The following is an 11535-nucleotide window of genomic DNA, read 5'->3' as shown; positions in this document are numbered from 1 at the left end:
CACCACGCCGTGGTCGGTGTAGGTCGGGAAGATGTTGACCTGCGAGGTCTGCAGGTCGGCGTCCGTGACGTGGTGGGCCTGCAGGGCGGAGCGCAGCCTGGCCATGTCCGCGTTGGCGCGGCTGAGCGCGGTGCTCACGTCGCCGGCGCGTTCCGAGACGCCGATCGCCAGGCGCAGGACGTCCGGTGTGCCGGCCACCTTTCCGGTGCCGTCGACGGTCACGCTGCCGGGATCCGGCTCGGCGGCGGACACGTGCGCCGGCCGCGTCACCAGCAGGAACGACACCAGGGCGGCGAGCAGCGCGATCACGACCGCGGCAACGGTCCAGCGGACGGCTGTGCGGGACATGACGACCTCCCCGGGTCGACCGACGCGGATCTGACGCTGCCGCGGGCCGCCCGGTTCCGGTCGTCAGCGAGGTGCTCTCACCCGGTTTCGACGGCGGTCGAGGCGGGATTCGCGGTGAGGTCCGGAGCCACCTGTTGCGGGATCGCCGGCCGGCGGGCGAGGAGCCCACGCCCGAGAGGAACGAGCGCAACGGCGCAGGCGACGAAGCCGACCGCGCTCACGGGGAGCACCGACCCGATGAAGCCGATGGGCAGCAGCGCCGTGAAGCCGAAGAGGATGGCCGGCATCTTCGCGAGCAGCCCGGCGCGGTACGCCGCGATGGCCAGGGTGATGAAGCCGACGAGGAGCCCGAGCCCGCAGATGTTCAGCGAGATGCGGGGAACCATGTTGGCCTGGTCGTACATGTACGCGCCGGCGTTCAGGTACTTCGGACCCGACAGCTGGTAGCCGGCGAACTCGATCGCCACGAAGAAGATCGGCCCGCAGAGCCCGAGCAGCGTCGCGGCGCCGCCGAACCTCGCCAACCGCGGCTGCCGCACCGCGGCCATGCCCGCCAGCCCGACGACAGCGAGCATCATCATGAAGATCCCTATTGGTACGGCGTTGAGGAAGATCTGGGTGCGGACATGGTGAGCCGCCATCGCGCTGAGGAAGTCGTGGCCGTGGAACTTGTAGATGTCCGAGCCCAGCAGGCACAGGATCGCCAGCGCGACGGGCGCGACGATCATGCACACCGCGGTGGTCGCCGGCCCGGGAAACGCCGGTACGGCGCCGTCCGGGGCCTTCCTGCCTTGCACGGGCAAGCCTGCCTGAGTCGTAGAAGTCACGTCGCTCGTCCCTCCCTGTTGTTTTCGTCTTAGTACGACATTAATCGACGAAGTTAGACTCAAGTCGTGGCGAACGCAAGGACCTATCGGTCCCGCCTCCGGGCCGAGCAGGCCGCCGAGACGCGCCAGCGCATCCTGCGGGCGGCGCGCGAGCTCTTCGCGCGCCAGGGCTACGCAGCCACGACGGTGAACGACGTCGCGGTGCTGGCAGGGGTGTCCGCCCAGACCGTCTACGCCGCCTTCACGACCAAGGCCGGCATCGCCCTGGCGCTGGTGCCCTTCACCAACGAGCAGTCCGGCGCCGACGAGCTGGGTCGCGACGTGGCAGCGGCCGTCACGCCGTACGCGCTGCTGCGCGCGTCGATCCACCTCGTGTGCGTGCTGCACGAGCGGGTCGGCGACCTCATCCGCGTGCTCGTCGAGGCCGCCAAGGTGGACGCCTCCCTCGCGCCCGTGCTCGAAGCCGGGCGGCGCAGCCACAGCGAGCCGCAGCGCATGATCGCGGAGCGCCTCGCCGCTGCCGGTGCACTGCACGACGGCCTGGCCGCGGAAGCAGCTGCCGGCCTGCTGACCGTGTCCACGTCACCCGAGGCGGTCGAGCGATACGTCACCGAACGGCACTGGTCCTACGAACGAGTCGAGGAGGAGCTCACGACGGCCATGTTGCGGGCGCTGTGCAAGCCGTCGATGGCCCGCCGCCGTTGCCTCCTGCCGCCGGTCGCGGACGCGGCGCCGTAGTCGCCGCGGCCCGTGTGCGCGAGGGGGAGCAGCGCCTACGCGTGCCAGACTCCGGCCCATGGGCTACACGTCGGTCGACTACCGCACCGAGGGGCGCATCGCCTACCTGACGCTCAACCGACCGGAGCGCCTCAACGCGATCGATGCGCACATGCCCGGCGACATCCGCGCGGCCGTCGAGGAGGCCAACGCCGACAAGGCGGTCCACGTGATCGTCGTGGAGGGCGCGGGCCGGGCCTTCTGCGCGGGATACGACCTCAAGGACTACGCCGAGGGCGGCGAGGGCGTCCAGGCGCACGGCCCGTGGGATCCCATGGCCGACTACCGGATGATGCGCGGCTGGACCGACGACTTCTTTACGCTCTTCCGCTCCTACAAGCCGACGATCGCGAAGGTGCATGGCTACGCGATCGCGGGCGGGAGCGACATCGCCCTGTGCGCCGACCTCGTCGTGATGGCCGAGGACGCGCGCATCGGCTACCCGCCGGCGCGGGTCTGGGGCTGCCCGACGACCGCGATGTGGGTCTACCGGATCGGCGCCGAGCGGGCGAAGCGGATGCTGCTGACCGGTGACACGATCGACGGCCGCACCGCGGCCGAGTGGGGGCTCGTGCACAGCGCCGTACCCGCCGACGGGCTCGACGCCGAGGTGGCCGCGCTCGCCGAGCGGATCGCGGCGGTGCCGCGCAACCAGCTGATGATGCAGAAGCTGATGATCAACCAGGCGCTGGAGAACATGGGCCTGTCGTCGACCCAGATGGTGGCGACGTTGTTCGACGGCATCGCCCGGCACACGCCAGAGGGGGTGTGGTTCCAGGGCTACGCGGCGCAGCACGGTTTCCACGACGCGGTCGAGTGGCGCGACTCCGGCCGCCCGATCCCCGACGGTGCCGAGGCGCACCAGGCGATCGCCGAGCTGCGCGCCGAGCGGCAGAAGAACGGCTAGAGAGGCGGCCGCTCGGTCGGTGTCGCGCCGGCGAGCTCGTCGGGGGAGGTGATCCCGTGGTCGACGAGCAACCGCTCGAGGGCCAGCGCCCAGCTCTCGTAGTAGGGCCGCTCCGGCGCTTCGGCGATGGCCGCGATCAGCCGGGACCGGAACTCGTCCCACGGCAGCCCCAGCCGCTCGACCGTGGTGACGGCGATCGCGAGCGCCCGCCCCTCCCACGGGGCGGCGAAGACCAGCTCGCCGTTGTCACGTGGCAGCGCCTCCGGCCCGGCCATGAGCCCGACGTCGTCACGCAGTGTCACGGCCGCGCCACCCCGATCATCGCGTCGCGGTCGACCAGGGCGGCCAGCTGCTCCTCGTCGAGACCGTCGGTGCCGGCAGGTCGCTCGGGCAGCACGAGGTAGCGCGAATAGGCGCTGGAGTCCCAAACCCGGATCTCGACGTCGTCCGGTATCTCCGTGCCCATCTCGGCGAGCAAAGCGCGCGGCTCGCGGACGGCGCGAGAACGGTAGGGCGCGCTCTTGTACCAGGTCGGCGGCAGTCCGAGCAGCGGCCACGGGTAGCAGGAGCACAGCGTGCAGACGACAAGGTTGTGCACGGTCGGCGTGTTCTCGACCACGACGACGTGGTGGCCCTCCGGGCCGCCGTAGCCGAGCTCGCCGATCGCGGCGGTGCCGTCGGCGAGCAGCCGTCGCTTGTACGCCGGATCGAGCCAGGCCCGCGCCACCACCCGGGCGCCGTTCATCGGCCCGAGGTTGTGCTCGTACTGCTCGATCATCGCGTCGACGAGCGACCGGTCGAGCAGGCCGCGGCGTTCGAGCACGGTCTCGATCGCGGCGACGCGGGCCTCGACCGGCGCGAGCGGCTCGGGCGCGTGGTGGTCGCTCATGGTGCTGCCTCCAGGTAGCGCTGCCACAGGTCGACGTGCACCGGGTCGCCGTCGCGCCCCCACAGCTCGCGCGCCTCGAACCGGACGCCGTAGGTCGCCTCCGAGGCCGGCTCGGCGACGTGCGCCTCCTCGTCGGGCACGACGTATGCCGGGTCGACGCGCACCACGCGGCCGCGCCGCCCGCGCACGTAGCCAGGGAGGCGGGTGTGGCCCGAGGGGTGCACGTCGCGGACGCGCACCTCGTCCCCCACGGCGTAGGGCGCCTCGGCGGCCGGACCGACCTGACCGTCGGTGACCGCGGGACGGGACAGCGGCACCTCGCCGCCGGCGAGGTCGGCCAGCTCCTGTGCCGAGGCGACACCGGCTTCGGCGACCAGGGTGGCGATGGCCGTCGTCCAGTGCTCGTAGTAGGACGACGTCAGGTAATGACCGGGGTCCATGCGCTCTATCGCGTGGCGGAAGCTGCTCATCGTCGCCAGGCCGTGGAGCAGCAGCACGCCGGACAGCGCGAACGCGTGGCGCTCCCAGTCGGCGGCGAACACCGGCTCATCCGTCCGCGCGCCGACCGGACCGAACCCCTGGCGCCCGCCCATGTCGTGGATGCCGTCCATGCCGCGCAGAATCCCACAGCGCGCCGGGGAGGGGCAGTGACATCGATTCGGACTAATGCCAACATTTCGCTGTCACACCCGATCCAACCTGTCTAGTCACAGGCTGTGACCCGGGTCACTATGAATCAACTACCGACATCGCTAGGCGAGGGATCCACGAGCGTCATGCGCAGCGACGGCACGTCATCGGGACGCGAGCACGCCCCGGGAGAACATCCCGGGCGTGGGCGCAGCACGCGGCTGCGGCGTGTCCGCTACGTCCTGCTGGCCGCGTCGGCCACGCTGATCTCCACCGGTGGCCTCGCGGCGGTCGGGGTGGGCCCTGCCGCCGCCGACGTTGCTCCCGGGCAGGGCAGCTCCTACGCGCAGGCCCTGCAAGTGACGCCGCACGAGGGTTCTCTCGCCGTCGGCGTCGTCCTCGGCGAGGCGCTGGCCGGCCACACCAACACCTACGCGCGGGCGCAGTCCCTCGGCCTCGACCTCGGCGCCGTGGGCACGTCGATGAAGGGCTACAGCTGCGGCCAGCCGCCCAACGCGACGGTCGCCGGGGCGGTGCCCTCACCCCTCATCGTCGAGGCCGGGCAGCCGGGCGCCTCGCAGGGCGAGACCGAGAGCGACCCCACGAAGACCTACGGCTCTACCGAGCACGGCATGGCCAATGCCACCCCGTACGCCGAGGCCGACACGACCTTCCAGCCGGTCGACGCGGCGATCTTCCAGGTGGCGGGCACCGCGACGAAGGCTTGGTCCGGCATCGTCGACGGCCAGCGCGAGGCCGGCGCGACCAGCGACGTCGCCTCCCTCAGCCTCGGCGCGGGCGCCGTCGTGCTGCAGGGCCTGCACTGGTCGTCGGTCTATCCCTCCAGCGGCACTGGCAAGCCGACCGGTTCCTTCAGCATCGGGCGGGCCGTCATCGCCGGCCAGTCGGTGCCGACGTCGAACATCGACCAGGTGCAGACCGCGGTCAACCAGGTCCTCACCAACCTCGGCATGGAGCTCCAACTCCCGCAGGTCACCAACTCGGGGGGCATCGAGGCCGTCACCCCGCTCGAGCTGCGGGTCGTGCCGAACAAGAACCGCGACACGATCATCGACTCGATCCTCAACGGCGTCGCGCCGGTGACCAACCCGGTGAAGACGGGACTCGAGAGCGGCTTCGGCCCGCCCGAGCCCGACCAGCTGCAGCAGGCGTTGTGCAAATCGGAGACGCCGATCACCGTCGCCGACGTCGCGCTCGCGTCGATCAGCGGCGCCGGCTACTTCAACGCGGCTTTCGGGGGCGTCAACTCCAGCAGCTCCGAGCTCAAGGCCAACCCCTTCAACCTCGGCCTGGGCGGCTTCGGTTCGCTGCCCGGCATCTCGCAGTTCGTCCCCGGCACGCCCGGCACCCCGGGCAGCTTCGGGACGGGCGCAGACCTGGGCAGTGCGCCGCAGGTCAGCCTGCCGTCGGCTTCGTCCTCCGCAGGCAACGGTGACTCGGGAGGGGCACCGACCGTGGCCCAGCCGACCGCCGCGACTGGTTTCGCCGACGGCGGACCGCTGCTCGAGCTCGGGCTCGCGGGACTCGCCGCGGTGCTGCTGCTAGCCGAGGCGGACCGCCGCATGATCCGCCGTACCCGCGTGCGGGCGGCGTTCGAGGACTAGGTGAGCATGGCTTCCTCCGCAGGCAACGGCAGCAGCAACGGCGACGGAGTGGGTGTCGCGCATCGGTTGCTCCGCGGCTACGGCCCCGTCGCGATCTTCGCCGTCATCATGGCGCTCATCGCCTGGCAGGTGCCGAGCCGCGTGCCGAAGACGACCGCGGCGAGCGGCAACACCAGCGTCAGCACGTCGTCCGGCACCGGCAACACCGGCACCGGCACGGGCACCGGCGCCACGAGCGGCGGTTCGTCGACGAAGCTGCCGGGCACGCCGGGCTCCACCTCGGGGACGAAAGGCACGAGCGGGCACACGGTCACCGGTGGCGCGAAGGTCGGCGGCTGCACCGGCCGCACCGACCAGGTCCCTGGTGACCCCTACTCACCGCCGTGCCGCACTTTCTCCGGCGACAACGGTGGCGCGACCTCCATGGGCGTCACCAAAGACACCATCAACATCTCGTTCCGTCTCACCAACGACCAGAGCTTCCAGAACACGCTGGCGCAGCTGGCCGGTGCGCAACTGCAGGACACCAACGCCGACAACGAGCGCACGATCGAGGCGCTGGCGAAGTACTTCAACTCGCACTTCCAGTTCTACGGTCGCAAGATCGCGGTGCACTTCTACACCGGCAAGGGATCGCTCACCAACGAGCTGCTAGGGCAGGGCCAGGCCCAGGCCGAGGCCGACTCGTTGACCGCGAAGTCGATGCACGTGTTCGGCGACCTGTCGGCCGAGTCCGAGCCCTACGCCGACGACCTGGCCAAGCAGGGAATCATGGCGTTCGGCGACCCGTACCTGTCGCGGCAGTGGCACCAGCAGCACGCGCCCTACGCCTGGTCCGTCTCGACCGACGGCACCGACGTCGCGCAGATCGCGGCCGACTACGCCGTGCAGAAGCTCTGCCCGGACGGCAGCCCGGCGAAGTACGCCGGCGGCGCCGTGCAGAACAAGCCGCGCAAGTTCGCGCTGCTGGCGCCGGAGAACTCCTGGTACCAGGTCTCCGTCGACGTGGCGAAGCAGTACATGGCTGCGCACGGCTGCCAGGGCACGAAGTACACCTACACGCTCGACCTCGGCACGATGTCGCAGCAGGCGGCCAACCTGATCTCCAAGCTCAAGGCCGACGGCGTCACGACGATCCTCTGCGGCTGCGACCCGATCTTCCCGGTCTACCTGTCCGGTCAGGGCTCGCAGCAGGGCTACTTCCCGGAGTTCGTCATCACGGGCACCGCGCTCACCGATCAGGACTACGTCGGGCAGCTCTACAACCAGGCATTCCAGTCGCACGCCTTCGGCGTCAGTCCCAACGCGCCGACGGTGCCCTACACGCAGACGATCGGTTATGCGGCGTACAAGAGCGTCGAACCGAACAGCGAACCGGCCTACTTCGTCAACCTCATCTACCTGCAGATGGACATGCTCGCCATCGGCATCCAGATGGCCGGGCCCGATCTCACGCCGCAGACCTTCCAGCAGGGAATGTTCCAGTTCCCGCCCAAGGAAGGCCCAGCGGGACTGTGGGGCTGGGGGCCGAGCCAGTACACCGTGCCCAATGACGTGCGCGAGATCTGTTGGAGCCCCAACGGCGTCTCCCCCTACAACAACAAGGCCGGGGAGTACGTCGGCACGTCCAATACCCGCTGGACGTTCGGCAACATCCCCAAGGGGCCGCCCGGCTGCGGTTCGGGCTTCCCGGCCAAGACGTCGTGAGGATCGCCGCCCCCCGGTGGCGCTGGGAGGACCTGCCCGACTGGGCCCGTAGGCCGGCGCGCCTCGCGATCGCCGTCGTCGTCGTCGCCTACTTCCTGGCCTGGGCGGCCACCGGCTCGCACGGCTACGTCCACGACAAGGCGCCGATCGGCATCATCCTGCTGGGCATCGTCTACGGGTCCGTGACGGCGCTCGGAGCCTTCGGGCTGATCCTCGTCTACCGCGCCAACCGGTTCATCAACTTCTCTCAGGGCGCGATGGGCAGCGTGGTCGGCGTCCTCGCCATCGGCATGGTCAAGGTCCACGGGCTCAACTACTGGATCGCACTGCCGGCGGCGGTGATCGTCGGCGGGCTGGTCGGCGGGTGGACGGAGTTCTCGACGATCCGGCGCTTCAAGAACTCGCCGCGGATGCTCGTGACCGTCGCCAGCATCGCCCTGGCACAGCTGTTCGGCGGCATCGAGCTGCTCGGCAGCAAGGCCGAGCACTTCGTGTCGCTGACCGGGTCGTTCTCCCCGCCGTTCAGCATCTCGTGGACGATCGACGTCTACACGTTCCACAGCTCGGCGATCCTCATCGTCGCGGTCGTGCCGCTCGTCATCGCATTCCTGGGCTGGTTCCTGCTCCGCACCGATGCCGGCATCGCGGTGCGCGCCGCCGCCGAGAACGAAGACCGGGCGTTGACGCTAGGCATCCCGGTGCGTCGCCTGTCGACGATCGTCTGGGTCATCGCCGGCGCGCTGGCGGCGCTGGCCTACATGCTGCAGGCGCCGTTCGAGGGTGTGAAGCCGGGCATCGCGTCCAACGGGCCGACCGTGCTCCTGCCGCTCCTGGCGGCGGCGGTCATCGCGCGCATGGAGTCGTTGCCGGTCGCGTTCGTGTCGTCGCTAGGCCTCGGCGTGATGTACCAGCTCGTGCTCTGGAACGACCGCAGCACGCCGTCGATCGCGTGGGTGTTCTACCTCGCCATCATCATCGTCGCGCTGCTGGTGCAGAGCGGCCGGCTGTCACGCGCGGAGGAGTCCGGGGCCTCGTCGTGGTCGGCCATCTCGGTGGTCAAACCGATCCCGCGCGAGCTGCGCCGGATACCCGAGATCCTGTGGACGCGCCGGGCCCTGATCCTCGGCGTGGCCGTTGCGTTCGCATTGGTGCCCCGCGGGTGGTCGGAGAGCAGCCAGCTGCTCGCGGCGTTCGCCCTCTGCTGGGCCATGGTCGGCGTCTCGCTCGTCGTGCTCAGCGGCTGGGGCGGCCACATCAGCCTGGGCCAGTTCGGCATCGCCGGCGTCGCCGCGATGATCGCGGGCAACATGTTCGCGCACTGGAACGCCGACTTCTTCCTGGTCATGTTCGTGTCCGGGGTGGTCGGCGGGGTGGTCGCGCTGCTGGTCGGCCTGCCGGCACTGCGCATCAAGGGTCAGTTCCTGGCCGTGACCACGCTGGCGATGGCGGTCGCGCTGGACCAGTACTTCCTCAACACCGACACGTTCCCCCAGTTCATCCCGTCCAACGGCGTGCCGCGACCGCTGCTGCTGCAGCGCTTCGATCTCGGCAACTACTACAACCTCTACCTCGTCTGCCTTGCCTTCTTGGCGCTCTCGATCCTCGCGACCTACGGGGTGCGCCGGGCCCGCTCCGGCCGCGTGCTGATCGGCACCGCGGCCAACGAACGGGCAGCGGCGTCGGCAGGCGTCCCGACCACGCGGGTCAAGCTGTCCGGCTTCGTGCTGGCCGGCATCATCGCCGGCGTCGCCGGCGCCCTCGACGTACTCCTCCTCGGCGCGCTGAACCCCGGCGCGTTCCCGGGGATCGACAGCATCACCGTGTTCGTCTACGCCGTGATCGGCGGGCTCGGCTCGGTGCCGGGCGTGCTCAGCGGCGTGCTGGTGTTCAAGTGGTTGGAGACGCAGAGCTGGCTCGGGCAGTTCGAGCAGGCGGTCTCGGGCATCGTTGCGCTCTACGTGCTGATCGCCTTCCCCGGCGGCATCGGGCAGTTCTTCTACGGCCTGCGCGACCGGGTGCTGCGGCTCGTCGCCAGCCGCCGCGACATCCTGGTGCCGAGCCTGGTCGCGGACCGGGCCGCCGGCATGGTGCCCGAGCAGGGCGAGTCCGACGACCTGCTCACCCAGATGGCGACGGGCGCCGTGTCGACACCGACCCACGAGCGCGTGGAGGTGGACCGGTGACCGTGCCTGCAGAACCGCTGCTGCGCTGCACCGGCATCGACATGGCCTACGGCTCGGTGCAGATCCTCTTCGACGTCGACTTCGAGGTCATGCCCGGCGAGGTCGTCGCGCTGCTCGGCACCAACGGCGCCGGCAAGTCGACGTTGCTCAAGGGCATCTGCGGCCTGGTGCGGCCCAAGCGCGGCACGGTGGAGTTCAAGGGCGAGAACATCACCAAGCTGGCGGCCGACGTCACCGCGCGTCGCGGCATCGGCATGATGCCCGGCGGCAAGGCGATCTTCCCGACGTTGAGCGTCGCCGAGAACCTACGGATGGCAGCGTGGCTCGTACGGGAGAACGCCGCCTACGTCGAGGAAGCCCGCGAGGAGGTGCTCTCGCTCTTCCCGGTGCTCGGCCACCGGCGCGACCAGATGGCCGGCAACCTGTCCGGGGGCGAGCAGCAGATGCTCGCACTGGGCTCGGCGCTGATGACCCGGCCCGAGCTGCTGATGATCGACGAGCTCTCGCTCGGCCTCGCGCCGACCGTCGTCGCCGAGCTGCTCGAGGTCGTCGAGGAGGTGCACCGGCGCGGTACGACGATCGTCATCGTCGAGCAGTCGGTCAACGTCGCCCTCAACCTGGCCGAGCGGGCGGTCTTCATGGAGAAGGGCCAGGTGCGCTTCGAGGGTCCGGCGGCGGAGCTGCTCGAGCGCCCCGACATCCTGCGCTCGGTGTTCATCGCCGGCGCGGCCGTAGGCACCGGTGAGGCGCCGGCGCCCGCGCAGCGCAACCTTCGCGCCGTGGTCTCCGAGCCCGGGTCGGAGCTGGTCGAGCCACCCGTCTCCGACAAGGTCGTGCTCGCCTGCCAGTCGGTCGTCAAGCGCTTCGGCGGCATCGTCGCCGTCGACGGCGCCGACTTCGACCTGCACCAGGGTGAGATCGTCGGGCTGATCGGTCACAACGGCGCCGGCAAGACGACGTTGATGGACTGCATCTCGGGCTTCCTGCGCGTCGATGGCGGGCGCATCATTCTGCGCGGCGTCGACGTCACCGACTGGCCGCCGCACCTGCGTGCGACCGGCGCGATGGGGCGGTCGTTCCAGGACGCCATGCTGTTCCCGACGCTGACCGTGGAGGAGACGATCGCGGTCGCTCGCGAGCAGCACGTCGCCTCCCGCGACATGTTCGCCGCGGCGCTTCAGCTGCCGGCCTCTTTCGAGTCGGAGCTGCAGGTGATGGCCGACGTCGAGGAGCTCGTCGAGCTCATGCACCTCGAGGCCTACCGGCAGAAGCTGACCGGCGAGCTGTCGACCGGCACCCGGCGCATCGTCGACCTCGCCTGCATCCTGGCCCAAGACCCGAAGGTGCTGCTGCTCGACGAACCGTCGGGCGGTGTCGCGCAGAAGGAGACCGAGGCGCTCGGCCCGCTGCTGCGCGAGATCGCCGCGCGCACCGGCTGCTCGATCGTCATCATCGAGCACGACATGCCGCTGGTCAGCGGGCTGTGCGACCGGCTCGTCGCGCTCGAGCTCGGCAGCGTCATCGCCGAGGGCCCGCCGGACGAGGTGCTCAGCCACCCGGCGGTCATCGCGTCCTACCTCGGCACCGACGAGAAGGCGATTGCCCGTTCCGGCGCGCTGGGCGCGGTCAACGCCCCGCCGGC

The 11535-nt window shown here is 70.4% G+C and carries 11 protein-coding genes; 6 read left to right on the top strand and 5 right to left on the bottom strand.

Going from position 1 to position 11535, the window contains the following annotated elements:
- Nucleotides 1–348: SIMPL domain-containing protein (locus VFJ21_03495; protein ID HET7406184.1), on the bottom strand; the 348-nt coding region annotated here is incomplete at its 3' end.
- Between the two features lie 77 nt (nucleotides 349–425).
- Nucleotides 426–1145, bottom strand: a complete 720-nt coding sequence (locus VFJ21_03490) for a hypothetical protein (GenBank protein ID HET7406183.1) — start codon at nucleotides 1143–1145, stop codon at nucleotides 426–428.
- A gap of 96 nt (nucleotides 1146–1241) precedes the next feature.
- Between VFJ21_03490 and VFJ21_03485 the strand changes: the two genes are divergently transcribed.
- Nucleotides 1242–1913, top strand: coding sequence for a helix-turn-helix domain-containing protein (locus VFJ21_03485; protein ID HET7406182.1), 672 nt, complete (start codon nucleotides 1242–1244; stop codon nucleotides 1911–1913).
- A gap of 58 nt (nucleotides 1914–1971) precedes the next feature.
- Entirely contained in the window at nucleotides 1972–2859 is an 888-nt protein-coding gene (locus VFJ21_03480; protein HET7406181.1) for a crotonase/enoyl-CoA hydratase family protein, read from the top strand.
- Here VFJ21_03480 and VFJ21_03475 read toward each other — a convergent pair.
- The 3 genes from VFJ21_03475 to nthB are packed head-to-tail and all read right to left on the bottom strand — an operon-like array spanning nucleotide 2856 to nucleotide 4359.
- Entirely contained in the window at nucleotides 2856–3161 is a 306-nt protein-coding gene (locus VFJ21_03475; protein HET7406180.1) for a nitrile hydratase accessory protein, read from the bottom strand. The genes VFJ21_03480 and VFJ21_03475 overlap by 4 nt on opposite strands.
- Nucleotides 3158–3748, bottom strand: coding sequence for a nitrile hydratase subunit alpha (nthA, locus tag VFJ21_03470; protein ID HET7406179.1), 591 nt, complete (start codon nucleotides 3746–3748; stop codon nucleotides 3158–3160). The genes VFJ21_03475 and nthA overlap by 4 nt, the downstream gene beginning before the upstream one ends.
- Nucleotides 3745–4359: a nitrile hydratase subunit beta gene (gene nthB, locus VFJ21_03465; GenBank protein ID HET7406178.1), complete on the bottom strand. Its 615-nt coding sequence runs from the start codon at nucleotides 4357–4359 to the stop codon at nucleotides 3745–3747. The genes nthA and nthB overlap by 4 nt, the downstream gene beginning before the upstream one ends.
- Nucleotides 4360–4524: 165 nt before the next feature.
- Between nthB and VFJ21_03460 the strand changes: the two genes are divergently transcribed.
- From VFJ21_03460 to VFJ21_03445, 4 genes are all read left to right on the top strand, one after another.
- Entirely contained in the window at nucleotides 4525–6003 is a 1479-nt protein-coding gene (locus VFJ21_03460; GenBank protein HET7406177.1) for a hypothetical protein, read from the top strand.
- Nucleotides 6004–6009: 6 nt separating this feature from the next.
- Entirely contained in the window at nucleotides 6010–7710 is a 1701-nt protein-coding gene (locus VFJ21_03455) for a hypothetical protein (GenBank protein ID HET7406176.1), read from the top strand.
- On the top strand, nucleotides 7707–9893 hold the full coding sequence (locus VFJ21_03450; GenBank protein ID HET7406175.1) for an ABC transporter permease: 2187 nt from the start codon (nucleotides 7707–7709) through the stop codon (nucleotides 9891–9893). Before VFJ21_03455 ends, VFJ21_03450 begins: the two co-directional genes overlap by 4 nt.
- Nucleotides 9890–11535, top strand: a 1646-nt coding sequence (locus VFJ21_03445; GenBank protein ID HET7406174.1) for an ATP-binding cassette domain-containing protein, incomplete at its 3' end; no start/stop codon positions are given. The genes VFJ21_03450 and VFJ21_03445, both read left to right, overlap by 4 nt.

It is taken from the genome of Mycobacteriales bacterium, assembly GCA_035690485.1.
GTDB lineage: Bacteria > Actinomycetota > Actinomycetes > JAFAQI01 > DASSKL01 > DASSKL01.
Note: the sequence above shows the minus strand (reverse complement) of the source record. Positions and strands in the feature narration are given on the sequence as shown.